General features: G+C 66.1%; 18 protein-coding genes and 1 tRNA gene. 6 read left to right on the forward strand and 13 right to left on the reverse strand.

Annotated elements, in window-relative coordinates; genetic code table 11:
• Positions 1-29: 29 nt before the first annotated feature.
• A tRNA-Ser gene (locus C5B85_RS12660) sits at positions 30-119 on the reverse strand.
• A gap of 60 nt (positions 120-179) precedes the next feature.
• The gene (locus C5B85_RS12665; protein ID WP_181064420.1) at positions 180-1,136 is read right to left on the reverse strand and encodes a diacylglycerol kinase family protein; all 957 of its coding nucleotides are present in this window, start codon (positions 1,134-1,136) and stop codon (positions 180-182) included.
• 120 nt (positions 1,137-1,256) lie between these two features.
• On the opposite strand from C5B85_RS12665, the gene radA reads away from it, so the two are divergent.
• Positions 1,257-2,585: a DNA repair protein RadA gene (gene radA / locus C5B85_RS12670; protein ID WP_104242905.1), complete on the forward strand. Its 1,329-nt coding sequence runs from the start codon at positions 1,257-1,259 to the stop codon at positions 2,583-2,585.
• Positions 2,586-2,688: 103 nt separating this feature from the next.
• Here radA and C5B85_RS12675 read toward each other — a convergent pair whose 3' ends face one another.
• The 3 genes from C5B85_RS12675 to C5B85_RS12685 form a co-directional block, all read right to left on the reverse strand.
• Positions 2,689-4,944 (reverse strand): bifunctional UDP-sugar hydrolase/5'-nucleotidase, encoded by a 2,256-nt coding sequence (locus C5B85_RS12675; RefSeq protein WP_104286378.1) that lies wholly within the window; start codon positions 4,942-4,944, stop codon positions 2,689-2,691.
• Between the two features lie 122 nt (positions 4,945-5,066).
• On the reverse strand, positions 5,067-5,708 hold the full coding sequence (locus C5B85_RS12680; protein ID WP_146077951.1) for a hypothetical protein: 642 nt from the start codon (positions 5,706-5,708) through the stop codon (positions 5,067-5,069).
• 89 nt (positions 5,709-5,797) lie between these two features.
• The gene (locus C5B85_RS12685) at positions 5,798-6,301 is read right to left on the reverse strand and encodes an amino-acid N-acetyltransferase (protein ID WP_104286380.1); all 504 of its coding nucleotides are present in this window, start codon (positions 6,299-6,301) and stop codon (positions 5,798-5,800) included.
• Positions 6,302-6,368: 67 nt separating this feature from the next.
• On the opposite strand from C5B85_RS12685, the gene C5B85_RS12690 reads away from it, so the two are divergent.
• The gene (locus C5B85_RS12690; RefSeq protein WP_104286381.1) at positions 6,369-7,295 is read left to right on the forward strand and encodes a Ppx/GppA phosphatase family protein; all 927 of its coding nucleotides are present in this window, start codon (positions 6,369-6,371) and stop codon (positions 7,293-7,295) included.
• A gap of 162 nt (positions 7,296-7,457) precedes the next feature.
• Here the strand turns inward: C5B85_RS12690 and C5B85_RS12695 are convergent, their stop codons facing one another.
• Positions 7,458-8,747 (reverse strand): MFS transporter, encoded by a 1,290-nt coding sequence (locus tag C5B85_RS12695; RefSeq protein WP_104286382.1) that lies wholly within the window; start codon positions 8,745-8,747, stop codon positions 7,458-7,460.
• Between the two features lie 209 nt (positions 8,748-8,956).
• Between C5B85_RS12695 and C5B85_RS12700 the strand changes: the two genes are divergently transcribed.
• Positions 8,957-9,292 carry a PadR family transcriptional regulator gene (locus tag C5B85_RS12700; protein WP_104286383.1) on the forward strand — a complete coding sequence of 112 codons (336 nt, stop codon included), beginning with the start codon at positions 8,957-8,959 and terminating at the stop codon, positions 9,290-9,292.
• A 1-nt stretch (position 9,293) separates the two neighbouring features.
• The gene (locus tag C5B85_RS12705) at positions 9,294-10,244 is read left to right on the forward strand and encodes a permease prefix domain 1-containing protein (RefSeq protein ID WP_104286384.1); all 951 of its coding nucleotides are present in this window, start codon (positions 9,294-9,296) and stop codon (positions 10,242-10,244) included.
• A 672-nt stretch (positions 10,245-10,916) separates the two neighbouring features.
• Here the strand turns inward: C5B85_RS12705 and C5B85_RS12715 are convergent.
• The 7 genes from C5B85_RS12715 to C5B85_RS12745 form a co-directional block, all read right to left on the reverse strand.
• Complete coding sequence (locus tag C5B85_RS12715; RefSeq protein WP_146077952.1) at positions 10,917-11,990, reverse strand: hypothetical protein; 1,074 nt, start codon at positions 11,988-11,990, stop codon at positions 10,917-10,919.
• Between the two features lie 974 nt (positions 11,991-12,964).
• Positions 12,965-15,496, reverse strand: coding sequence for an ATP-dependent Clp protease ATP-binding subunit (locus C5B85_RS12720; protein ID WP_104286387.1), 2,532 nt, complete (start codon positions 15,494-15,496; stop codon positions 12,965-12,967).
• Between the two features lie 198 nt (positions 15,497-15,694).
• Positions 15,695-16,411, reverse strand: a complete 717-nt coding sequence (locus C5B85_RS12725) for a hypothetical protein (protein ID WP_146077953.1) — start codon at positions 16,409-16,411, stop codon at positions 15,695-15,697.
• A gap of 251 nt (positions 16,412-16,662) precedes the next feature.
• Positions 16,663-19,227: a LuxR C-terminal-related transcriptional regulator gene (locus C5B85_RS12730; RefSeq protein ID WP_146077954.1), complete on the reverse strand. Its 2,565-nt coding sequence runs from the start codon at positions 19,225-19,227 to the stop codon at positions 16,663-16,665.
• A gap of 182 nt (positions 19,228-19,409) precedes the next feature.
• Positions 19,410-20,654, reverse strand: coding sequence for a hypothetical protein (locus C5B85_RS12735; RefSeq protein ID WP_104286390.1), 1,245 nt, complete (start codon positions 20,652-20,654; stop codon positions 19,410-19,412).
• Between the two features lie 128 nt (positions 20,655-20,782).
• On the reverse strand, positions 20,783-22,063 hold the full coding sequence (locus tag C5B85_RS12740) for an MFS transporter (RefSeq protein WP_104286391.1): 1,281 nt from the start codon (positions 22,061-22,063) through the stop codon (positions 20,783-20,785).
• A gap of 76 nt (positions 22,064-22,139) precedes the next feature.
• Entirely contained in the window at positions 22,140-22,319 is a 180-nt protein-coding gene (locus C5B85_RS12745) for a hypothetical protein (protein WP_068477200.1), read from the reverse strand.
• Positions 22,320-22,419: 100 nt separating this feature from the next.
• On the opposite strand from C5B85_RS12745, the gene C5B85_RS12750 reads away from it, so the two are divergent.
• Both C5B85_RS12750 and C5B85_RS12755 read left to right on the forward strand, forming a co-directional pair.
• The gene (locus C5B85_RS12750) at positions 22,420-23,208 is read left to right on the forward strand and encodes an HAD-IIA family hydrolase (protein ID WP_068477198.1); all 789 of its coding nucleotides are present in this window, start codon (positions 22,420-22,422) and stop codon (positions 23,206-23,208) included.
• A 72-nt stretch (positions 23,209-23,280) separates the two neighbouring features.
• Complete coding sequence (locus C5B85_RS12755) at positions 23,281-25,059, forward strand: BCCT family transporter (protein ID WP_104286392.1); 1,779 nt, start codon at positions 23,281-23,283, stop codon at positions 25,057-25,059.
• Positions 25,060-25,154: the final 95 nt, after the last annotated feature.

Below are 25,154 nucleotides of genomic sequence, written 5' to 3' on the forward strand. Positions count from 1 at the left end.
CAATCGCAGGGAAGTTGAGGCCTTTCAGATGGCGGTGACGGTGGGATTTGAACCCACGGTAGAGTCGCCCCTACACAACATTTCGAGTGTTGCACCTTCGGCCGCTCGGACACGTCACCGTGGGGAATCTTAGTACGACCATGGGGGTGCTTCGCAAATCGAGCGCCGACATCGGCGCGTCAGCCGAGCGCCCCCGGCTCGATGAGCCTCACTGCACCAGGGTCTACGCGCGCCTCCAGGATGCAGGCACCCTCGCCTGGACCGCGCAGCGCCTCGCCGTCCGCATAGACAAGCACCCCACTCGGCACCTGCACGCGGATGCTCGTGATGCGCTCGAGGGATACGGGCGGCAGTCGCGTGTGCAGCCCCGCCATAGCAAGCGGGAACAGCGTGAGGAGGCCGATGCGCGGGAGTCGACCGACAACAAACAGCTCGAGGAGACCGTCGTCGATGATCGCTTGGGGTGCCACCCTGATGCCGCCGCCGATCGAGGAGCCGTTCAGGATCGTGACCAGCTCCGCGGCCACTGCACGCGTGGGGCCGTCATCGACCGACAGGCCGAACTCAACCGGCGAGAAGCGCCGCACCGATTCGAGGAGCGCAGCGACATAGCGGGCGGTGCCAGGCAGCTTCCGCAGCTCGTTCGCGCGACAGTTCACGACGGCATCGAAGCCGATATTCACCGAGTTGATCGCCAGGTGATCGGCACCATCGACCGAGAGACGGATGACGTCCACCTCGCGGACGCTGGCCGCGCCCGTTCGGAGCGAGGTCAGCATGCGCTCGATCCCGGCCGCGGGCGACCCACGCCTGATTCCAGCCGCGCGTGCAAAGTCGTTGCCCGTGCCGGACGGCACAATGCCGAGCGGTACCCCGGTACCCGCAACGAGGCCAGCACCCATCGAGACCATGCCATCGCCACCCTGCACGATGAGCACATCCGGCCGCAGCTCCCCCGCGAGCACGTCAGCCGCCTTCTCGCGGAGTTCGGTGAAGGACTCGGCCGCGACCAAGACAACCTCGAGGTCTGGCGACGACCCGGCACCGGCTCCCCCGGCAAGGCGTCTCCCGAGGTGGGCGGACGCGCCAAGCCCAGCCGTCGGGTTCACCACGTACAGGACTCTCTGCGCTCGCACGGACCCATTCTGCACTCGCGGCCACGCGCACCCGCGCCCCGCTGCTGCCAACCAGCACGAATCGCGCCGCCACGGACCGCCCGGGGCTCCAGTGTCGGTGGTCACCCCTAGCCTTGACCCATGCCTCCCAAGACCAAGCAGCAGCCAGCGTTCAAGTGCACCGAATGTGGTGCAGCATCGCTGAAGTGGTTCGGGCAGTGCCCCGAATGCCAGGCCTGGGGCACGCTCGTCGACCGCTTCGAGTCGCAGACCGCCGGCCGTATCCAAGCCGCCACCATCAGCGAGTCGCGGGCCGCCCGCCCCATAACCGAGGCGCCCATCGACAACGTCGCGCACCGGCCCACCGGCATCGGCGAGTTCGACCGTGTGCTCGGCGGGGGCCTCGTACCGGGCGCCGCGATCCTGCTGAGCGGCGAGCCGGGCGTGGGCAAGTCGACGATCCTGCTCGAGCTCGCGTCACGCGTCGCCGCGAAGGGCACCACCGTGCTCTACGCCTCCGCCGAAGAGTCGGTCAACCAGGTGCGGATGCGCGCCCAGCGCACCAACGCACTCCACGACACCCTCTACCTCGCGAGCGAGACCGACCTCTCGACCGTGCTCGGCCAGATCGAACGACTCGACCCCGGCCTCATCATCGTCGACTCGGTCCAGACCGTCGCGAGCGACACCGTCGACTCACTCGCCGGCCAGCCCAGCCAGGTCCGTGAAGTTGCGTCCGCGCTCATCCGCGTCGCCAAGACCCGTGGCGTGCCGGTCATCATCGTCGGCCACGTCACGAAAGACGGCACGATCGCGGGCCCGCGCCTCCTCGAGCACCTCGTCGACGTCGTCGCCCACATCGAAGGCGACCGGCACACGGCCCTGCGATTCGTTCGCACGATCAAGAATCGCTTCGGCCCGACCGACGAGGTCGGCTGCTTCGAGATGACCGGCGAAGGCATGACCGAAGTACCGGACCCCTCCGGCCTGTTCCTCAGTGAGCGGCCAGAACCCGTCAGCGGCACCTGCGTGACCGTCGCCCTCGAGGGCCGGCGAGCGCTCCCCGTGGAGATCCAGGCGCTCGTGCAGAAAACCAACGCACCGAACCCGCGTCGAGTCACCAACGGCGTCGACACGAGCCGCGTCGCGATGCTGCTTGCCGTGCTCGAACGGCGGACGAAGCACAAGCTCTCCGAGTACGACGTCTACGTGTCCACGGTCGGCGGGGTGAAGCTCCAGGAGCCGGCGGCCGACCTCGCCATCGCGATCGCCATCGCCTCGTCAATCCGCAACCGGCCCGTGCGCGACGGCACGGTTGTCTTCGGCGAGGTGAGCCTCGCCGGCGAGATCAGACGGGTCGCATCCGCCAACCTGCGCGCCGCCGAAGCCAAGCGCATGGGTCTCGCGCACGTCGTCGACCCCTCGATCGGGAGCATCGACCGGGCCCTCACCGCCGCGCTCGGCAACTGAGCCACCACTCGGCGGTTTCCCCTGCGGACGCAAGAAGGCCCGGAGCATGCTCCGGGCCTTCTTGCGAGTCAGCCTCCGGCCGCCTCAGTGTTCCATGCGGACGCTATGCGTCGCTGCCTGCTCGGCGGCGAAGCAGCATCGCGGCTCCACCAGCTACGAGGAGCGCAAGCGCACCCGCGATAGCAGCGAAGATCGCGTTGTCGTCGGCACCCGTGGTGGCGAGAGCGCCACCACCTGCCGCCGGCGTCGTCGCGGTCGGTACAGGAGCGGCGGTTGCAGTCGAAGTCGCGGTTGCGGTCGGCTCGACGGTGATCGTCGGCTCTGGCGTCGCGGTCGGCTCGACGAGCGGAGGCACGACGACCGGCAGCGATACGACGGCACCCGACTCACTCGCGAGGAACGCGAGGCGCGAGTCAGGAGTCTTCGCAGCGCCATTCTCTGGAACCGTGAAGGTGAACTCGACCTGGTTCGGCGTGGCGAGATCGACGGTCTGCGCGCCGAGCTCCACCTCTCCGAGCCAGCCGACCACGGAGAGGTTCTGCACGAACCCGAGCGACGTGAGGTTGAACTTCGACACCGTCAGCGTGTAGGTCTCGCCGGCGACGAACGTGTTGTCCGCGGGGAGGCCGACGATCTCGATGCCGTTGCGTTTCGTGTCCGGTGTCACACCCTCAGGCGCTGCCGCGGTCTCGCTACGGATCCACGTGACGAACGCGTCGAGGTCGATGAGGCCGGTGTCCTGCACGCCGACGTTGTTCGCCAGCGAGTGGAAGTTGTCTCCGCCGGCAGCGAGGAACGTTGGCATGACGAGGTTGTAGGTCTCGTCCGGCTGCACAGGCTCGTCATTGATGGAGAGGCCCACGATGCGGTCCATGCGGGGACGCGAGCTGTCGAAGACGTAGGAGAAGTTGTCGCTCAGTCCGAGCTGCAGGTAGGGGCGCGAGGGCACCTCGCCGCTTGCGGTGAGCTGCCACTGCTCCTCGAGCACGTTCTTCACGTCGACGCCCTTGAGCGAGACGACCGAGAGGTTGTTGGCGAACGGGATGACCGTCGCGGCTTCCTTGTAGGTGATCTGTCCGTCGTTGTCGAGCAGGTCTGCGCGCAGGCCACCTGGGTTCATGATGGCCGCATCGACGTCGCGTCCCGTGGCGGCGACGGTCTCGAGCATCGACTGCGAGATGATGCCGCCGAGCGAAGACTCCTCAGCACGGTTGTCTGCGGTCGTGACGACGCCGCCCGACGTGGTGCCGTCTTCGGCGACGACGAGGGTGCCGGGCTCGTATTCCTTGCCGCGCGACAGGTCGCCGGTCTGCGTTCCGACAACCTGGGCACCGAGCACGTCTGCCTCGGCGACGGCCGCGTCGCGGATCTTGCGAACCTCAGCGATGCGGGGGTCGCTCTCGAGCGCCGCGGGTACGGCCTCGAGAGTCGGGACGATCGAGCTGTCGGACTTGGTCACGCTGCCAGAGGCGTCGACGGTGAGAGCGACCTGCGCGATGTTCTCCGCGTACTGGCCAGCCTGGATGACGGGACGCGTGGAGGCACCATTCGGAGCGTCGTAGGCGTATTGACGGTGCGTGTGCGCGTTGAAGATCGCATCGACCTCAGGGGCCGTGTCCTCAACGATGTGACGGAAAGTCTCCGACTCCTCGTTCTCCGCGATCGGCGCGTCGTCGAGCGGTGCACCCTCGTGATACGAGGCGATGATGATGTCGGCGGCCTTGCTGGCAGTGAGCTCTGCGGCAACCTTGTTGACACCCTCGACGGGGTCGCCGAAGGTGACGCCCTTGATGCCGTCAGGCGAGACCAGAGCTGAGGTCTCTTCCGTGACCGCGCCGATGACGGCGACCTTCAGGCCGTTGACCTCGAAGATCGCATGCGTGTCGAACGGGTACGAGCCGTCAGCGAGCGTGACGTTCGCGGCCAGGTCCGGCCCGTTCGTGGCGGATGCGAGACGACCGGTTGCATCGTCGATGCCCTGGTCGAACTCGTGGTTGCCCTGCGTCCAGGAGTCGACGCCGATCGTGTTGAGGACGTCGATCGTCGGCTGGTCCTGCTGGATCGATGATTCGAAGAGGCTCGCCCCGACGGCGTCGCCCTGCGAGATGACGAGGCTGTTCTCCTCGCCGAAGCCCTGCTGGGCCTGCAGCACGGTCGCGGCGAAGAGGTCCGCGTCGAGGAAGCGACCGTGGAAGTCGTTGAAGCCCACGATGTTGATCTGCTTCGCGCCGGCGGCGGGCTCGATGAAGCTTGGGGAGAGCACGGCGGCTTGGGCTGGGGCCGCGAAGGCCGAAACAAGAACTGCCGTGCCGAGAACGGCAGCGGCAGCGGCCTGGCGCTTGCGAGTGGGCGTCGTCATGAGTCTCCTGGAGATCGACGGAAGGACAGATTCGTGCGGAACGAGACGATGGTCTCAGCTCACACTGTCTTCAAGGTTAACGTTCAGGGGTTTATCGCGAAACCCCCGAGCTTCTCGCTCGATTACTCCAGGACGAACGTCGCGGGCTGTGAAGCGATGCCGTTGACGCTCGCGACGAGCTGGTAGTAGGCGCCCCCCGCAACCGCATCCGCCCGATCCGTCCCGCAAGTGTCGAGCGACGAGCGCTCGCGCACCCAGGTGATGGGCGGGGCCGTCACTGATTGACCGGCGCCGATCGTGACGACCTCGTCGGCCGGGTCGGTCTGGCAGTGAGACGAGACCCAGATGACGTCGGCTCCGCTCGAGATCGTATAGACCTGCACAGCTGTGCCGACGTTCATGACGCACGCCTCGGCTCCGGTGTTGGCGATCGAAAGAGAGAGCTGCGGCTGCGCGTTTGACCCGTAGCTGGTGGCATCGAGCGCCGCCGAGACGACAAGCTCAGGGGCGGCGCACTCGGCCGGTCCAGTTGGCGTCGGAGTGGGAGTCGGTGTTGCGGCTCCCGTCGCACCGGCCTCGGCAGGCACCGTTTCACCCGTGGATGCGCTCGGGGTGGCGGATGCAGCGCCCGGCTCACCGCGTCCGGCCCCGAAGAGACTCGTCACGCCCCAGATCAGCAGGCCGATCACGAGCGCGCAGACGATGAGCAACGCCAGCCGCCGACGGCGGTAGACGGCCTTGCTTGGTCTGCGGGTCGAACTCACCCGCCAAGGGTACGGACCCGTTCCCGGGAGTCCGGGGAGGCGCACCGGAGGCCGGAGCGACGGCGCCAACCGGCCGGTTAGAGGTGCAACTAGAGGACCTTCAGCATGCGCGTGTTGCCGAGCGTGTTCGGCTTGACGTGGGCGAGGTCGAGGAACTCGGCGACACCTTCATCCGGAGAACGGCGCATCATCTCGTACGTCTCGGCGTCAACAATCTGCTCGCCGACGACCACGAAGCCATGCCGTTCGAAGAAACCCGTCTCGAAGGTCAGACAGAAGAGGCGCTCGAGCCCGAGGTGGCGCGCGTCAGCCATGAGGCGATCCAGGATCACGTGGCCGACGCCGGTCCCGCGCACCGAGTCGGTCGTCGCGATCGTGCGCACCTCACCCAGGTCGCGCCACAGCACATGCAGGGCGCCGCATCCGACCAGCTGCCCCCGCTCATCCACCGCGACGCGGAACTCCTGCACCGCCTCGTAGAGGGTGACAAGCTCCTTGCGCAGCAGCACGTTCCGGTCGACGAGCGGCTGAATCAGCTCGCTGATGCCCACGATGTCGTGCGTGGTGGCCCGTCTGATGGTGATCTCCTGCATCCGTCAAGCGTACGCGCGAGCACGAGAGCGAGCCGCCGGACGCGACAGCACGGGTAACATCACGGGCATGCGCCTTGGAGTTCTCGACGTCGGATCCAACACCGTCCACCTGATCGTGGTCGACGCCCACCCCGGCGCGAAGCCCGTGCCAGAGACGTCACAGAAGAGCATCCTGCGCCTCATGCGCTACCTGCAGCCCGACCGCTCGATCTCTGACGAGGGCGTCTCGAAGATCATGGAGGCCATGCACCGGGCCGCCGACGCCGTGAAGAAGAGCAAACTCGACCACTTCATGCCGCTCGCGACAAGCGCCATCCGAGAGGCGAAGAACGGTCCAGAACTGCTGAAGCGCATCCACCGTGAGACCGGGATCGACCTGCAGGTCATGAGCGGCGAAGAGGAAGCCCGGACGACGTTCCTGGCCGTGCGCCGCTGGTTCGGCTGGTCCGCGGGGCGCATCATGCTCGTCGACATCGGCGGCGGCTCGCTCGAATTGGCCGTCGGCGACGACGAACTCTCCGAGCACGCCATCTCCGTGCCCCTCGGCGCCGGCCGCAGCACCGTCAACTTCCTGCACAACGACCCGCCAACCGAAGACCAGGTGGATGAGCTGCGCAAGTACGCGCGCAAGCTCATCAAGGAGGCGGCAGAGACCTTCGCAGGCTCCCGCCCAGACCAGTTCGTCGGTTCATCGAAAACCATCCGCTCGCTGGCGCGCCTCGCCGGCTCGTCGATCGACGGCATCGGAGCCGGACAGCGCACGACCCTGCAGAAATGGCAGCTCGACGACTGGGTGCCGCGCCTCGCGAAGCTCCACTCGGAGGCGCGTCCCGCGTTGCCAGGCATCACCACCGACCGCGCGTTGCAGATCGTCGCCGGGGGCGTTGTGCTCTCCGAAGTGATGCACGTGTTCGACATCAAGCAGCTCGACGTCTCGCCGTGGGCCATGCGCGAAGGCGTGCTCCTCGACTACCTCGACCGCCTGCCTCGCTAGGCGCGGCATCCAGGGGCGTCCCCGTTATCCGGCTGCCGAATCTCGGGATGGGTTGCCCATCTCAGGATGGGTTGCAACCCATCCTGAGATGAGAAGCCCATCCCGAAACGCTATCGCGGGACGCGGGCTCTACCGCTAGCGCCGCTGACGCGGGCTCTACCGCTAGCGCCGCTGACGCGGCACGTGCTTCGGGATCTGCCAGCCCATGAGCGCCGCGCCGACGAAGCCGAGCACCCCGAGCATCCCCGATGTGAACGAGATCGAGACGAGGGCCGTCGCCGCCGCGACGATGACCGGCACGGACGCAGCCGACGAGTCGGTGATGAGTCGCCACGCGCCGAGGAACGGGGCCGGGTCCTGCCGCGGCGCGAGGTCGGCACCGAGCGTCATGAGGATGCCAGAGCCGATGCCGTTCGCGAAGCCCAACCAGACCGCGAGCGCCGTGAACCACAGCTGAGACGCGTCACCCGCGAGGTCGTGAGTGAACGCCAGCGTCAAAAAGCCGGCGCCCAGGCCGAGCAGCGCCGGCACTGCGCCCCACACTCTCCCGAAACGATCCATCACCCAGCCGGACACGAAGAACAGCGCGAAGTCGACGCCAGCGCTCACGCCGATGACCAGCACCGCGGCCGCGGTATCCATGCCGATCGAAAGCGCCCAGAGCGGCAGCATCACATTCCGAGCAGCACGCAGCGCTGCCATGATGCCCGCGCCGGTTCCGAGCCGGAGGAGCACACCCACGTTCGCTCGGATCGTGGCGAAGACACCGAGCCGCTTCGGCGGCAGCACTCCAACTGCTCCTGGTCCGGCGTCCGACAGCACCTTCGCGGAGTGCGCGGGCCGCGCGACCGTCTCGGGGTCGGGCGCGAAGAGCAGGATGAGAGCGGCGATGACGCCGCACACGACGAACACCCAGAACCCGTACTGCGGCGCATCGAACAGCACGAGAATGCCGGCGATGATGAACGGGCCGACGAAAAAGCCCGCCCGGAAGACCCCGCCGAGTGTTGACAGCACGCGCGCCCGATAGCGCAGCGGCACGTAGGTCGTCAGGAACGCGTGGCGTGCGAGGTTGAAGTTGGCGGCCGAGATGCCGATGATGATGACCCCGACGAGCAGCATCCAAGGCGCAACCGCGAAGGCGCACAGCAGGATTCCGACGAGGCTCACCCCAAGCGCTGCGAGCATCGCGCGCTTCTCCCCCAGCCGCTGAACGACGGCACCGGCAGGCAGGTCGCCGATCATCTGCCCGATCATGAGCGACCCCGCAATGAAGCCGGCGAACTCGATCCCCGTGCCGAGCGAGACAGCGACGGTCGGGATGATCGGGATGATCGCACCCTCGCCGATCGCAAAGACGAACGACGGAAGCAGCGCCAGCAGGGTCACCTGCGCGAGGGTCGCCTCCTTCTTCGGCTTGCCGTTCGACGAGGAGAAAGGGGATGCAGGCACGCGCTCCAGCGTAAACCCGCGATGTCGACGCCAGTGCCGCGGTGTCCGCGCGAACTTCGGTGACAACTGGGCTCATCCGTCGCGCCGAGACAACACGGGACGCGTTTTGTCACCAAAGTTCTCAGCGCTCCGCCCAGAGGCCCGGAGCCTCTCGACTCACAACACAGTGTCATTGACGACACTGTGTGATGCACACTATGGTGTGAAGCATGAGCGACGACGAAACCCACGACATCCACCTGCAGGAGCTCCGCAGGGGCACCGTCGTGCTCGCCTGCCTCCGCCTCCTCGCCGAGCCGGGCTACGGCTATGGCCTCCTCGAAGCGCTGCAATCCCGCGGCTTCGACACCGACGCGAACACCCTCTACCCGCTCCTCCGCAGGCTCGAGAAGCAGGGGCATCTCACGAGCGAGTGGAACACCGACGAGGCGCGACCTCGCAAGTTCTACCGCGCGAGCCCAGCAGGAACGGCGCTCGCGACCGCTATGACCGCAGAATTCCGCTCGATCGCCGCGGCGATCGAGCAACTCCCTGAAGGGGCATGACATGACGACCATCAACGACACCCTGACCGAGCGCTACGTCAGCGCCGCGATGCGCACCGTGCCAGACGATCAGCGGGCCGACCTCGAAGCCGAGCTGCGCGCATCCATCGGCGACCTGGTGGAGGGCCGCGTCGAGTCGGGCGAACCATCGAGCACCGCCGAAATCGCCGTACTCACAGAACTCGGCGACCCGGAGCTGCTCGCCGCGAACTACACCGACCGCAAACTCTTCCTCATCGGTCCGCGCTACTACCTCATGTGGTGGCGACTGCTGAAGGTACTGCTCTGGATCATCCCGGCATGCGCGGCATTCGGCGTCGCGATCGCGCAGACCCTGGCCGGCAGCGGCATCGGCGAGATCATCGGCGAAGTTGTGGCGATCAGCCTCAGCGTCGTCATCCACGTCGCGTTCTGGACGACGCTCATGTTCGTGATCCTCGAACGCAGCGGCACCCCGTCCGGTGCAGGCAAGTGGAGCATCGACGACCTGCCCGAGATACGTCAGACCGGGGCGAACGCCACCGAACTCGTGGCATCGCTCGTGTTCCTCGCGCTCGGGGCCGGCGCCATCGTGTGGGACCGCTTCGTCGGGTTCGTGCCGACGCAACCGGGGCTCTCGTTCTTCGGCCACGAGCTCTGGCCCTGGTGGGCGATTGGCTTGATCGTGCTGTTTGTGCTCGAGGCGGCCTACAGCGTCGCCCTGTACCGGACGGGACGCGTGACGATCCCCCTCGCCTGGGCGAACGCGGTGCTCGCGGTCTTGTTCATGTCGCTGCTCTTGACCGCGCTTGGCCGCGGACTCCTGTTGAACCCTGACTTCTTCGCCACGATCATCCCAAGCGCCGAGAGCGCGGCGACGGTGACGACGATCGTCACCGTGATGATCGCCTTCGGAGTTGTCGCGACCAGCGTCTGGGACATCTGGGACGGCTTCCGCAAAGCCACCCGCTAGGCGGCAGCCCGTGTGAAAGGAGTGAGCCAGATACATCTGTCAGCTGAGCTGAGCATGCATCAGGCTCACTCTTTTGGCCCGCCCGTGAGGCCAGGGCGCAACTCCAGTGCCCAGCACCCCGCGCCGCAGGGCAGGGCCCAGCGCGGCAGGACCCAGCGCGGCAGGACCCAGCGCGGCAGGGCCCAGCGCCCAGCGCGGAGATGAGTGAGCGAGAAGCATGCTCCAGCCGCGCAGGACATGCGTCTGGCTGACTCTTCTTCTTGCGCAAACGCGAACCTCAGCACGGGCGAGCGAGTCTGAGGAGAGTGAGTGAGATGCATCCGCCATCCCAGCTGAGCATGCATCTGGCTCACACTTCTGGCTGCCCGGCTCCCGGGCTGCCGGCACCCTGGCGCCCAGCACCCAGTACCAGCACCCAGTTCCCAGCACTCAGCGCTCAGCGCCCAGCAGCCAGCACTCAGCGCCCAGCGCCCAGTTCCCCGCTGCCAGTTCCCGGCGCCAGTTCCCCGCATCCAGTTCCCGGCGCCAGTTCCCCGCATCCAGTTCCCGGCGCCAGTTCCCCGCATCCAGTTCCCGGCGCCAGTTCCCCGCATCCAGTTCCCAACGCCCAGCGCACGGATAAGTGGGCGTGCAGCATCCACCGGCCGTGCAGTACGTGCGTCTGGCTCACTCTTATGCTCGAGGCGCTTGGCGCGCCAGCTCCTCGAGTCGGCGGCGCCTCAACTCGTGGGCGTACTTGACGAAGGCGTCGGGGCTCGGTTCGAGGTCCTCGACCGTGAGTCGCTCATCGTGCCAGCCGAGCATACGAAGGAGACGAGGGCGCCTGACATCCTTCCGGAACTGCCGCTTGTCCACGCGGTGGCCGTCGCCGTCGAAGTCGTAGAGGATGCGCGCTTCAAGATCTGCCCCGTCCGCCCGCGCCAGCTCGACGCCGTCGTGGAAGATCGAAAGCTGCAGAGTCAGCTCCGGGTAGCCGGATTCGTGCAGGTGGAAGCGCATCGAGGTCTCGTAGGGCGACTCGACGCCGGGCCGGATCATGGGCGTCACCTTGCGGAGCTTCGCGCTCCCCGTTCCCGGAGACCAGCGGATGACCGCCGCCGCAAGTTGCTCGGCGCTGGAAAGCGCGGTGAACCAGGTGCGGTTCGGATAGTTGTCGGCCTCGGTGATGAGCGCGTCACCGACTGCGAGCAGATCCACCTCGGAGAGATCCCGCGCGAGCAGACAGTAGAGCAGTTCCGGGGGTGCGCACGGCACACCGTTGACCGTCTGCACATCGAAAATGCGCCCAGGCACGCCCCGCGCCTGGACCCCCGCAGCGTTCGGGCGGCAAGCCCCTTGCGGCACGATGACGTCTACGGTTGAGTCACGCAGCATGCGCAGGGGAAGCGGTAGCCCGTGCAGCAGGGCCGTGGTGCGCGGGCCGAACGCCTGACCGGGCCGCAGCCGAGGAACGTAGGCGAGGATGCGTCTGCGCTGACGAATCCGGAGCACCTGGAACTCGTCGAGCGACGGGCCACGCGCTTGACTGCTGGCACGAGGCGGCTGTGGCGGTACCTGCCGAACACCGTAGAAGGGTCGCTCAAGCCCTTTGTTGCTCAGCGCGCCACGACCTACGCCGGCCTTGCGAGCGTCAGCGACACTGATTGGCTTCGCCCCGAGCATGGCCCGCAGTGGCAGGCGCGGACGCCACGGCGCGCCTGCCCCGGATGCACCGGATGCTTGGCTGGCGTTCAACGGTTCCGTCATGACCAGATCGTAGGAGCGCGCGTGACCCACAGCGACGCAGACTTCCTGCCCTGTGGATAGCGCTCGCCTTGGTTGTTCACTCATCGCGCAATCCCGCGCAACCCGCGCGCAACCCCCGGGCTCCCCGCGTGTCAGCAGGGCGTCCCCCCGTGCATCCTTCGCAAGAGTCAGCAACAAGCATTCGCGAACGCGACTGAGCGTGTATCTGCCTCACTCCTCACAACGGATACGCGACAGGCCACGGCTCACCCCCGGCGCCAGCCGCACCCCACAGCCCACAGCCCACAGCCCACAGCCCACAGCCATCCACCCATCCGCGAGAGGAGTCAGCACGAAACAGGCCGGATCGCCCAAGAGCATGCATCTGCCTCACTCATCACAACGGACACGCGACAGGCCACGGCTCACCCCCGGCGCCAGCCGCACCCCACAGCCCACACCCATCCACCCATCCGCGAGAAGAGTCAGCAAGAAGCAGGCCGGATCGCCCAAGAGCGTGCATCTGCCTCACTCATCACAACGGACACGCGACAGCCCACGGCTCACCCGCAGCGCCAGCCGCACCCACAGCCCACACCCCACATCCATCCATCCATCCATCCGCGAGAAGAGTCGGCGAGAAGCAGGCCAAATGTGCCGGGAGCATGCCTCTGCCCCACTCTTCGCAGCCGGCGCATAAGGGTCTACCGCGCATCTACTGCGCGTCCACCGCTCGTCCACCGCTCACCGGCCGCTCACCGGTCGCTCTTCCGCCAGAAGAGCCAGAAGGTCAGAAGGTCAGAAGGTCAGAAGGTCAGAGGAGTCAGAAGGTCAGAAGGTCAGAAGAGTCAGCGACAGGCACCAGCCAGCGCACGGGAGCATGCATCAGAGTCACTTTTCGCTGCGGGGACAGCGAAGGGCATCCGAGCCAGCACATAGAACGAAGCCCCCGCATCCAGTGGATGCGGGGGCTTCAATCTGCCTGTCGGCGTGGGTTACGCGGTCTGCGCGTCGCCCTCGCCTGCGTCGGCGATGATGCCCTCAGCCTGCGAGGTGACTCCGCCGGCTGCGACCGTCTCGGGGACGAGGCGCTTCGAGACGTTGAACACGAACTCGTCGTCCGGGTAGTCGACCTCGACGTGGTCGCCTGCCTTGAGCTCGCCGCGGAGGATCTTCTCGGAGAGAAGGTCTTCCACTTCGTGCTGCACGGCACGACGCAGCGGACGGGCGCCGAGCGTCGGGTCGAAGCCGACCTTGATGAGCTTGCGCTTGGCGAGCTCGGTGATCTCAACAGTCATGTCGCGGTCGAGCATGCGCTCGCTGAGGCGACCGATGAAGAGGTCAACGATCTGCAGCAGCTCGTTAGTGGAGAGCTGTGGGAACACGATCGTGTCGTCGACACGGTTCAGGAACTCGGGCTTGAAATGCTTCTTGAGCTCTTCGTTGACCTTCGACTTCATGTTCTCGTACGACACCGAGGCGTCGCCTTCGAGCTGGAAGCCGACGGGACCGCCGGAGATGCCCTTCGTACCGAGGTTGGTCGTCATGATGATGACCGTGTTCTTGAAGTCCACGACGCGACCCTGGCCGTCAGTGAGACGTCCTTCTTCAAGCACCTGGAGGAGCGAGTTGAAGATGTCCGGGTGGGCCTTCTCGATCTCGTCGAACAGCACAACGGAGAACGGCTTGCGACGCACCTTCTCGGTGAGCTGGCCGCCCTCTTCGAAGCCGACGAACCCTGGAGGGGCACCGAAGAGCCGCGAGACGGTGTGCTTCTCGCCGAACTCCGACATGTCGAGCGAGATGAGCGCCGACTCGTCGTCGAAGAGGAACTCCGCGAGCGCCTTGGCGAGTTCCGTCTTTCCGACACCCGTGGGGCCGGCGAAGATGAACGAGCCGGAGGGGCGGTTCGGGTCCTTGAGTCCGGCGCGGGTGCGGCGGATCGTCTTGGAGAGCGCAGCGATGGCTTCGTTCTGGCCGATGACCCGCTGGTGCAGGGCATCTTCCATGAAGACGAGGCGTGCGGTCTCTTCCTCGGTGAGCTTGAAGACGGGGATGCCGGTGGCCTGCGACAGCACCTCGGCGATCAGCCCCTCGTCGACGGTGCCGGTCGACTTGACGTCGCCCGACTTCCACTGCTTCTCGAGGCGGAGGCGCTCGCCGAGCAGGTTCTTCTCGTCGTCGCGCAGTGACGCGGCGCCTTCGAAGTCCTGCAGTTCGATGGCCTGCTCCTTGTCGGCGCGGACGATCGCGATCTTCTCGTCGAGCTCGCGCAGCTCAGGCGGCGACGACAGCACCGAGAGGCGCAGGCGTGCGCCGGCCTCGTCGAGGAGGTCGATCGCCTTGTCCGGCAGGAACCGGTCGGAGACGTAGCGGTCGGCGAGGGTGGCCGCGGCGACGATGGCGTCGTCGGTGATGGACACCTTGTGGAACGCCTCGTACTTGTCGCGGAGGCCCTTGAGGATGTTGATCGTGTGCGCGATCGACGGCTCTTCCACCTGGATGGGCTGGAAGCGTCGCTCGAGGGCCGCATCTTTCTCGAAGTGCTTCTTGTACTCGTCGATCGTGGTGGCGCCGATGGTCTGGAGCTCGCCTCGTGCGAGGAGCGGCTTCAGGATGCTCGCGGCGTCGATCGCGCCCTCGGCGGCACCCGCACCCACGAGGGTGTGGATTTCGTCGATGAAGACGATGATGTCGCCGCGCGTGCGGATCTCCTTGGTGACCTTCTTGAGGCGCTCTTCGAAGTCACCGCGGTAGCGGGATCCGGCGATGAGCGAGCCGAGGTCGAGCGAGTAGAGCTGCTTGTCCTTGAGCGTCTCGGGCACCTGGCCGGTGACGATCGCCTGGGCGAGGCCCTCGACGACGGCGGTCTTGCCGACGCCGGGCTCCCCGATGAGGACGGGGTTGTTCTTCGAGCGGCGCGACAGGATCTGCATGACGCGCTCGATCTGCTTCTCGCGCCCGATGACGGGGTCGAGCTTGCCCTCGCGAGCGGCCTGCGTGAGGTTGCGGCCGAACTGGTCGAGCACGGCGGAGCCCTGGGCTGCCTGCTGGGGCTGGTCTGCGCCGGCGACAACCTGCTCTTTGCCCTGGAATCCGCTCAGCAGCTGGATGACCTGCTGGCGCACCCGGTTGAGGTCGGCGCCGAGCTTCACGAGCACCTGGGCTGCGACACCTTCACCCTCGCGGATGAGGCCGAGCAGGATGTGCTCGGTGCCGATGTAGTTGTGGCCGAGCTGCAGGGCTTCGCGGAGCGAGAGCTCGAGCACCTTCTTGGCGCGCGGCGTGAACGGGATGTGCCCCGTCGGTCGCTGCTGCCCCTGGCCGATGATCTCCTGGACCTGCTCGCGAACGGCAGGCAGTGAGATGTCGAGGGATTCGAGCGCCTTGGCGGCGACCCCTTCACCCTCGTGGATGAGGCCGAGGAGGATGTGCTCGGTCCCGATGTAGTTGTGGTTGAGCATCTTCGCCTCTTCTTGGGCGAGGACGATCACGCGCCGGGCGCGGTCGGTAAATCTCTCGAACATCCGTTTCTCCTTCGACTCCCTGACCTCGACACCTGGCTACAGGGTCGGGGGCCGTGTACACCGAGAGTAACGGCGACCACCCCCGAAACCCTCCCCTGTTCGCCCTGGGCGTGCGGATAACTACCTCGGGCACACAGATGCGCCGCCGCGGGCCAGTTGGACCGCGCGACGGCGCATTTGTGGTTCAGCTTGCGAGCGTCAGAGGCACTTCTCGAATGCGAGGTCGCTCAGGCCGATGAGCTGGTTGTGGTTCCGGTTGAGGTTCGGCAGGTCCTGGAAGTAGCGGAAGCTGACCTCCGTGATGGGGCCGGTGTAGTTGAGCTGCACGTTGCCGTTGAGTGACGTGCTGGGGATCTCGCCCACCGTGGTCTTGCGCCAGGGATTGTTCAACGTGCCGTTGCCCTGGAGCGCAGACGCAAGGTTGAAGGACGTCGGCGGAGTCGTTGCGATGACTGCGTCGCGGTGGTTGCCGTCGGCCCAGTCGAGGTCGAAGAGCGTGAAGGAGAGCTTCAAGACCGGCTCGCTGAAGACGATCTTGACGTCAAGGCCGCTACCGGACTGCGCGGTCTCGTCTTCAAACTTGATCCACTTCTGCGTGGTCGGGTTTCCACCCTGCGGTCCGTTCTGCACGGCACCGTTTGTCGACGACCCCGTGAAGCCGCCATATCCGACGTAGCTCAGCGTCGCGGTGACGCCGGTGCCGGGGAACGAGATCTGCGTGGGCTTCGTTCCCGTCGTCAGTGCGTTGAAGTTTGTCTTGTTGACGCATCGCGAGGCCGCCTGTGCCGGCGCCGCGGTTGCGAGCGCGATGACCGGCACCGTCCACGCTGCCGCGCGCATCACGGTTCGGCGGCTGGAGACGCCGTCTGCGGTCGAGAACTTGGGGTCGACTGGGGAGCTGGGATTTTCAGACAAAAGGAACCTCTTCGGGCGCGTTGGGGCATTCGCTAGCGCGCTGGGGACGCGCCTAGCTCCGGTGCATCCATCTGGGCTTTACCGGGGCGCGTCAATATCACCCCAGATGCAGGCCCATCACCCCGAAGTCACCCCGGACTTCACCCTAATTTGTAGCTACAAATAAATGACTGACTAGCCAACCGCTCAGCAACGAAGAAACCACCCCGGGCTTCACCCCGAGGTGGCTTGCGCGAAGTCGCTCGAGGGGACTAGTCGTCACTTCGATCGCGCAGCAGCCCGAGAGATTCCGCACGACGGAGCGCTTCCGGCCGGGAGTGCACGCCAAGCTTCTTGTAGGCAGAGCGCAACTGGGTCTTCACAGTGTTCGGCGAGACGAAGAGCTCCTCGGCGATCCGCGCGGGCGAGGTGTGCCGGGCGAGCGCGTGAACCACGACTCGCTCTCGCTCAGTGAACTGCGGCATGAGGCTCACTTCACGGATCGTTGTGACCACGTCGAGCGAGTCGAACATCGCCACGTCATCGGGACCACCCGATTCCCGGCTGAGTTCCGCGAGCGCCCTTCTGTCTCGGTCCGGCAGGAGCAGCAGCGGCGAGATGAGCCCGTATTGGCGCGAGAGCCCCGATGCGAGCCCGATCATGCTCAGCGCGACCTCGCGGTCACCCGAGCGGAGTGCTCCGGCGGCTCCGAGCGCGTGCACGGCCGTGCGCATCCGCGGAGTTGTCACGAAGTCGAGCGATCTTGAAACCAGGCGCATCGATTGGTCGGTATCGCCATCGACGAGCGCGAGCAGAGCCCTCGCGGGCAGCGTGCGCAGGTCGTCTGCCGCGTACCCCTCGAGCAACTTGCGAGCTCGAGCCGGTCGCCCCGCCGCGAGCCAAAGCACAACAAGGAAGGCCTTTACTCGGAACAAGCCGAGGCTCTCCCCCGCGCCAGACGCCGCGAGCGGACCATCCAGCATCTCCTCGACGCGTCGCGCCTCCGCGAGCGCCTCACCCTGCGCGAGCCGGGCGAGCATCACTGGCTCTTGCAGGTAGGGCCAGAGGTCCGACGTGACCGAATGGCGCTCGACGTTCTCGAGCGTGGAGCGCGCCTGCGCCCACTCTCCCCGCTCGAGCAGGACGTAGGACCTCGCGATGTGCCCGAGGGTGCCGAGGTGCCCACGCTCGCTTGTCGTCTTCCAGGAGCCCTCGTCGATCTGGGCGAGTACCGCTTCCGACGTTGGCATGTCACCGTCGATCGCCTTGTAGCCCGCGGCGTCAGAGAAGGACAGGTTGCGTGAGCTCTGCGATTGCGGCACGCCGAAGGTGTCGGCCACGGCATCGTGCGCACCCTTGACGTCTCCGACGAGGAAGAGCGAGAGCGCGACCCCGCGCGTGAAGACCGGCGGGAGCGTCGACGAGCCAGCAGGCCCTTGCTGCTTTGTGACCTCGAGCGCTTCCCTAGCAAGCTCAGCTGACTCGCGGTAGCGGCCGAGTGTGCGCAGCGCGAAGACCTTGAAGCAGAGGTGCTCACCGCGGCGTTCGGTCGGCAGGTCGGTTGGAACGCGCATGCCGGCCGCGATCTGCAGCAACGGCTTCGCCGCGTTGCGGAGCACCGGGTTGGCGAGGCGCGCGAGCCCGAGCGCAAACGCGAGGATCGGGTAGGCCACGAGCACGTCGTTCGAGAGGTGCTGCAGGCGCACCTCGTAGCGGTCGGTCGTGTAGGCCTCGACCACCGAGAGGAGAAGCCTGGAGCAGATGCGGGAGGCGAGCTCGTAGTCGTCGACTTCGAGGGCAAGCTCGAGGGCGCCTTCTGGGTCGCCGTTGGCCACCAGCCAGGCAGAGGCGATGGATGCGGCACGCTTGTACTCGGTCGGCGACTCGGTGCGCAGCTCCTCGTGGAGCGCCTCACGCAGGGCGGTGACGTACTGGAATGCCCCACCGGTGCGTGTGAAGGTGATGTGTCGGCCGAAGCCGTCGGCCTCAAGCACGCTGATTGCCGCGTCTGGGTCGAGCTGGGGTACGAGCATCCGCGCGAGGGAGGCGTCGAAGTAGGGCACGACGCTCGTGATCCGCGCGAAGTGCGCGAGCTCTTTGCTGGGCAGCTGGCCCGAGAGGTTCGTGGTGTTGAGGGCGTTCTCGCGCCAGTGGGCGGCGCGGGGGCCCGATCTCGAGAGTTCGAGGACCGCCGCGCGAACGGCGATCGCGTACCCGCCGGTTGCCTCGTAGACCTCTCTCGGTGTTGCGACTTGCGCATCGCCCACGACCAGTCGGAAGAACTCGGTGACCTCAGCCTGGGTGAACTCGAGGTCGATGTTCGTAATCACCTTGACCTGCCCGCGAAGCTGCAGCCTCAGATGGTCGAGGGCGGTCCGGCCGCGAGCGGCGATGATGACCCGCATTCCGGGAACGTTCTCGACACCGCGGAGGAGGTCCTGGTCGATGACCGGGGCAAGCTCGCCGAGGCGCTCGTAGCCGTCGAGGACAATCGTGAACGGAACCTCGCCGCGCATGGCGGCCATGAGGTCACGCTTCTCGAAGTCGTCGCTGTTGATGAGGTTCATGAGGTCATCGAACTGCAGGCTCGTCACGAGGCCTTCGCGGAGTGCAGCGCGCGCGATCTGCTCCCAGACGCTGTTGCGGCTGGTTGTGGATGTACCGAAGGTGACCCAGAGCAGTCGACCGGTGTGGCGACCGGCGTCGACCCACATGCGCATGAGGGTGGTTTTTCCGTATCCGCTTGGAGCCTGCAGAAGGGTGATTCCGACTGACTCGTCGTCGAGCGAGCGCAGGAGACGCTCCCTTACCAGCAGCTCGCGCGTCGTTGCGTTCACCTTGTTCACCCCAGCTCTAAAAGCATGACTTTTCACCTACCAAATGGATGGTCACGACTCTAACCCGAGAATCCCGGTTTGACGAGATCCGGATAACCGGGCATTTGCCGGGATTTTGCCCTGTGATGGCCACGACAGTGAGGAGAACGCCACGTTCAGCGGCAGATGCAAGCGTCTGCCGGTCAGCGCTGCGCCGCGCAGATCTGGGCGGCCGCGATTGACGCATCCGCGCCCTGCAGACTCCAAGCCCAGTTCATCTCAAGCTCACGCGCCAGGTCGGGCCACTGAGACCCCGACCAGAATTCACAGTCACGCACCCCGAACTTCAGCTCGAAAACGCCGAGACCTGTGAGGTTGTTGCCGACGAAGTTGACGCTGAAGTCGCGGTTCGTCTGTTGAAGTCCGGGAACAAGCTCGAGGAGCTCCTGCCACTCTGTGGTCTCCCGGAACATCTTCGCCGCGTCGGCCGACTTGACGCCCTCCATCGTGTCGTCGAAGGCGGTCACGTTCACCTGCGTGCTGCCCGACAAGGAGTCATCAACCCGGACGTGGACGCTCGCGAGCTGCTCCGACCCGTCGAAGACTGCGCTTGTCTCCCGCACGAAGGTGATCTGCTCGGACGAGGGGATTCCAGACTGCACGAATTGACCCGTCGTGAACGGGGCCAAGCCCATGAGGTCCCACTCGCCCGTCGCGGCACCCGGGTCTTCGATCGTGCGAGCGGTTTCGAGAAGTTGAGCAGTGCGTTCCTTGTCGTCGCGCTCGTCGCTGGACAGCTCGATCACGACGAGTCGTCCGCGCGCGGCAGAAGAAAGGGAAGGTGCGCCCGAATCTGCGGGAGGCAGAGTTGCCGGTGCTGCCGTCAGAGGAGCCGCAGGTGCCTGCGTCTGGGGCTGAGCTTCGGCATCCGCGTTCTCCTGAGCAGACAGACCGGCGCCTGAGTCGTTGACGACCTCGTCGGCTGCCTCGAACATGCCGGCCGTGACCGGCGCGGAGTAGGTGCGCGTGGAGATGGACTCGAACCCGACCGTCGTCAGCTCCCGCCAGTACTCGAGCTGGGCGTGGAGCGCCTCGGGGGTGACCAGGTCGAAGTAGGAGTACGCGGAACCGGCGAGGCGCAACTCAACCGCGCCCGGGAACTGTCCCTGCCCCAGCTGCACGGTCGGGAAGGTTGTCGTGTAGTCGCCGATGTCGGCGAGCTCCTCCTCCGTGACGTCGTCCGTCAGCGTCACGATGAGGTCGACCTTGACCGCCCCGTCGACTGGTGGCCGGTCGAGGCTGGACGCCTCGACCCCGGGAAGTGACCGCAGGGTCTGGTTGAAGGAGTCGAGAGCTGACTGCACCGAAGGGAAGGGGCCGGATGCGCATCCCGCGAGCATGGTCATCATGACGGCCGCAATGAGGACGGGCATGGCAGAACGCGGCATGTCAGCACCCTCCTCCGCGTCCTTGATCCAGCACGATGCCGATCAGGTTACGCCGCGCTCCCCGGAGCAATCTGGGTGCCCCCTCCGAGCGCCGCGTGATGTGAACCGATCGGGCCGTCGGCAGGCCATCAGCTGGCGGCCGCAGACCCCGATTCTTCAACGATCTCGCCAGCGCGCCCCACGTTGACGAGGGAACGCCAGACGAGGGCCAGGATGAGGACGCTCAGGCCGAACGCCACCCAGATCGTCGTGACGATGCCGAACCCCTGACCTATGAGGCCGCCGATGAACGACCCCATGGCCATGCCGCCGATCATCCCGAGGAAGTAGACGCTCGAGACTCGACCGCGCATCCGGCTCGGCACGGCCCGACCGCGGATCGTGCTCGCGAGTGTGGCCCAGATGACCGTGTACATGCCGAAGACGAACATCGTGATGCCAGCGACAATGACGTTCGCCGTGGCGGCGAGCACGAGGTGCAGCACTGTTTCGAGCGCGAGGCAGGCGCGCATGAGGCTCGTGTACGAGAAGCGACGCTCGAGGCGTGCGTAGAGCGCCGTCCCGACGAGCCCTCCGAGCGCGGACACCGCGAGCAGGAGCCCATAGCCGACGTCGTCCAGCCCCAACCGCTGCTTGGCGTAGAGGACAAGCACGCCGTAGGTCATGCCATACGTGATGTTGAAGGCGAAGAGGATGATCGCGAGCGTGCGCACTGGAGGGTTCTGCCAAAGCCAGGCGAACCCCTTGGCGATGTCTCGGCGAACGCGCGCGATCGATCGCACCGTCTCGATCGGGCCCGTCGTCGCGGTTGAGACGGGTGGGGACGTGATGCGCGACACCAGCACGACGGCGAACAGCAGCGAGACGACGGTCACGCCGTACGGCAGTGCGTGCCCGATGGCGAAGATCGCGCCGCCGATCGCGGGGCCGGCGAGCTGGTTCATGACGGTCTGGCTCGCGATCAGGCGAGAGTTGCCGATGCCGAGTTCCTTCGACGGCACGAGGTCGGGAACAATCGACGTCCACGCGTTGTCCGTGAAGACCTCAGCAGACCCCACGAGAAACAGGGCGACGTAGAGGATGGGCAGGTTGATGGTGTCGGTCAGCACCAGCGCACCGATGACGGCGAGCATCAGCACACGACTGAGCGCACCCGTCACGATGATCGCAACGCGCGGGAGCCGGTCAGCGACGACCCCGGCGAAGAGGCCGAACACGAGCCAAGGCAGCTGCTGGACCACAAGCGCGAGCGAGACGAGCAGCGGGTCCTGCGTGAGGCTTGCCACGAGCAGGGGCCCGGCCGCGATGAGGATGCCGTCCGCGAGGTTCGAGAAGAGGGAGGACGAGAGGAGGAAGCGGAACGGCGTGCCGAGCGGCTTTGGCGATGCCCAGTTGAGCAGGAATGACATGAGTCGAGTCCAGACGACGAGAAGTGACCCCCTCTGCGGCGAGGAGGTCGAGTTGGAGCGGGGAAGAAGAGGAGTGCTAGCTGTTCGCGTCGAGCTGCGGAAGGCCGAGGCGAGCGCGTTCTTCGCGCTCGATCTTGTCGGCCATGGCACGCTCGCGGCGATCGCCGGAGAGGATCGACGTGAGGATCCAGAAGAACGCGGCCCCGATGATCACAGTCGGGATGAGCGACCAGAGTGCATTGAGGAAGAAGTCCATGATGGAGGGAGTCTACGCGATGCCCACCATCCTCCGGCGAGTCTGCGCGCATCCTTTCCTGAAGCGGCGAAGTGTCGGTGCATCCGCCTAGGCTGGGGCCATGGTCGATCGCTCGAACGTCGAATGCTGGCTCACTGACATGGACGGCGTGCTGGTGCACGAGCAGGCGGCGCTCCCCGGCGCCGTCGAACTGCTCGCGCAGTGGCAGCGCGACGACACCCCCTACCTGGTGCTCACGAACAACTCCATCTTCACGGCCCGAGACCTCGCGGCACGCCTGCGTGCTGGCGGTATCAACGTGCCGGAGGACCGCCTCTGGACCTCGGCGCTCGCGACGGCCGACTTCCTCAAGCAGCAGCTGCCAGGCGGCTCGGCCTTTGTCATCGGCGAGGCGGGGCTTCTCACGGCCCTCCACGAGGCCGGTTACATCATGACCGAGACCGACCCGGACTTCGTTGTCGTCGGGGAGACCCGCAACTACTCGTTCGACGCCATCACGAAAGCCATTCGCCTCATCGGCAACGGCGCACGATTCATCGTCACGAACCCCGACGCCACCGGCCCGAGCGCCGACGGCCCGTTGCCCGCGACCGGCGCGATCGCGGCGCTCATCACGAAGGCAACCGGACGAGAGCCGTATGTCGTCGGCAAGCCGAACCCCATGATGTTCCGCTCTGCGCTCAACAAGATCGGCGCACACTCGCACAACACGGCCATGATCGGCGACCGGATGGACACCGACATCGTCGCGGGTATGGAGGCGGGCCTGCACACCGTACTTGTGCTCACGGGCATCAGCGACCAGCGGGAGATCGAGCGCTATCCGTTCCGCCCCGACGAGATTATTTCTGGAGTGCACGAGCTCGTGCGCAGCGGCGACGAAGGCTGACCCAAGCCGCTCACATCCGCGAGATTGCTAGGCCAACTAGCGATTATTCGGCTCTCGCGTACCATTGGCTCAGTGACTTCCAGCTCCCTCAGACCCGATTCCCCTGGCCAAACAGCTGAATCCACCCCCGCGAAGCAGACGCCGCCCGCGATCAAGCGCTGGGTATTCTGGCCGGCCGCGATCATCATTCTCGCCTTTGCCGGATTCTCGATTCTCGCGCCAAGCGCCGCCGACACCGCCTTCAGCGCGGTCCAGTCCTGGATTGTCCGCAACTTCAGCTGGTACTACGTTCTGATCGCCGCGTTCTTCGTTGTCTTCAGCCTCTGGATGGGCTTCGGCAAGTACGGCGACATCAAGCTCGGCAAGGACGACGACCGACCAGAGTTCTCGAATCTCAGCTGGCTTTCGTTGCTCTTCGCCGCCGGGATGGGCATCGGGCTCGTTTTCTACGGCGTGAGCGAGCCGCTCAGCCACTTCATCGACCCGAAGCCGGGCGTCACCGGCACGGACAATCAGCTCGCACAGCAGGCGCTGTCGCAGACGTACCTCCACTGGGGAGTGCACGCCTGGTCGATCTACATCGTGCTCGGCCTTGCACTGGCGTACGCCATCCACCGCCGCGGCCGCCCTGTCAGCGTGCGCTGGGCGCTCGAGCCACTGCTCGGCCGTCGAGTTCGTGGCGGCTGGGGCAACCTCATCGACATCGTCGCGCTCGTCGGAACGGTGTTCGGCGTGGCCACCTCCCTCGGCCTCGGGGTGCTGCAGATCGGCTCCGGTCTGCAGGCCGCGGGGATTCTCGAGCCCTCGACCACCGCATCCATCGGCATCATCGTGGTCATCACAGGGTTCGTACTGTTCTCAGTGCTGTCGGGCGTCGGCAAGGGCATGAAGTGGCTTTCGAACACCAACCTCATCCTGGCGGCCGGCCTCCTGCTCTTCATTCTCATTGTTGGCCCGAGCCAGTTCCTCCTGCGCGACTTCGTGCAGTCGCTCGGCAATTACCTGCAAAACTTCGTCAGCCTCACGTTCTCGACCAGCGCGTTCGCTGGCGAAGACGGCATCGACTGGCAGTCGTCGTGGAGCACTTTCTACTGGGGCTGGTGGATGTCGTGGGCGCCGTTCGTCGGCGTCTTCATCGCCCGTATCTCTCGTGGCCGCACAGTCCGCGAGTTTGTGACGGGCGTCATGCTCGTGCCGACGCTTGTGACGTTCCTCTGGTTCGCGGTTCTCGGTGGCACAGCCCTGTGGATGCAGTTGAATGGAGTCACCGACTTCGTGCAATCTGATGGTTCTGTCGATGTCGAAGGGGCGCTGTTCCAGATGCTCGCGCAGCTCCCCGGCGGTGCGGTGCTCACGATCGGTGCGATCATCCTGATCGCGATCTTCTTCATCACGTCCGCGGACTCCGGTGCGCTTGTGATGGGCATGCTCGCATCCGGTGGGCAGGCGGAGCCGAAGAACTGGGTACGCGCGTTCTTCGCCGTCATCACATCGATCCTCGCGACTGCGCTGCTCCTTGCGGGCGGTCTCAACGCCTTGCAGACGGCGGCGATCAGCATCGCGCTGCCGTTCTCGATCGTGCTTCTGCTCACCTGCTGGGCGACGGCGGTCGCGTTCGGTCGCGAGAAGCGGGCATACGAGCGCGCCCGGCGCGCGGCATTCGTCGATCACATCGGCGACTTCTACGGTCTCGAGGTCGACGAGCCCGTCGAGCGGGTGCCCGGGAAGATGTTCCCCTGGCTGCGCAAGACGAACGTCATGAACGTTCCTGTTGCCGGTCCGCAGACGAACCAGGTCCCGGTTGTCGGTTCTGATGCGGCGGAGACTGACGGCGAGCGTCCGGAGCGGTAGCCGGAGCTCGAGACTGCACGAAGAGGCGGGGCGGATGCACGTGCATCCACCCCGCCTCTTCGTCGTACCTGCGTCGTGTAGGCCACTGATTTAGT

The sequence above is a fragment of the Pseudoclavibacter sp. AY1F1 genome (assembly GCF_002931075.1).
Lineage (GTDB): Bacteria > Actinomycetota > Actinomycetes > Actinomycetales > Microbacteriaceae > Pseudoclavibacter.

What these genes read in the sequence shown, in the direction of transcription:
- radA (WP_104242905.1), top strand. Translation starts at nt 1,257, where the DNA reads ATGCCTCCCAAGACCAAGCAGCAGCCAGCGTTCAAGTGCACCGAATGT.
- C5B85_RS12675 (WP_104286378.1), bottom strand. Translation starts at nt 4,944, where the DNA reads ATGACGACGCCCACTCGCAAGCGCCAGGCCGCTGCCGCTGCCGTTCTC.
- C5B85_RS12685 (WP_104286380.1), bottom strand. Translation starts at nt 6,301, where the DNA reads ATGCAGGAGATCACCATCAGACGGGCCACCACGCACGACATCGTGGGC.
- C5B85_RS12690 (WP_104286381.1), top strand. Translation starts at nt 6,369, where the DNA reads ATGCGCCTTGGAGTTCTCGACGTCGGATCCAACACCGTCCACCTGATC.
- C5B85_RS12700 (WP_104286383.1), top strand. Translation starts at nt 8,957, where the DNA reads ATGAGCGACGACGAAACCCACGACATCCACCTGCAGGAGCTCCGCAGG.
- C5B85_RS12705 (WP_104286384.1), top strand. Translation starts at nt 9,294, where the DNA reads ATGACGACCATCAACGACACCCTGACCGAGCGCTACGTCAGCGCCGCG.
- C5B85_RS12715 (WP_146077952.1), bottom strand. Translation starts at nt 11,990, where the DNA reads ATGACGGAACCGTTGAACGCCAGCCAAGCATCCGGTGCATCCGGGGCA.
- C5B85_RS12720 (WP_104286387.1), bottom strand. Translation starts at nt 15,496, where the DNA reads ATGTTCGAGAGATTTACCGACCGCGCCCGGCGCGTGATCGTCCTCGCC.
- C5B85_RS12735 (WP_104286390.1), bottom strand. Translation starts at nt 20,654, where the DNA reads ATGCCGCGTTCTGCCATGCCCGTCCTCATTGCGGCCGTCATGATGACC.
- C5B85_RS12740 (WP_104286391.1), bottom strand. Translation starts at nt 22,063, where the DNA reads ATGTCATTCCTGCTCAACTGGGCATCGCCAAAGCCGCTCGGCACGCCG.
- C5B85_RS12745 (WP_068477200.1), bottom strand. Translation starts at nt 22,319, where the DNA reads ATGGACTTCTTCCTCAATGCACTCTGGTCGCTCATCCCGACTGTGATC.
- C5B85_RS12750 (WP_068477198.1), top strand. Translation starts at nt 22,420, where the DNA reads ATGGTCGATCGCTCGAACGTCGAATGCTGGCTCACTGACATGGACGGC.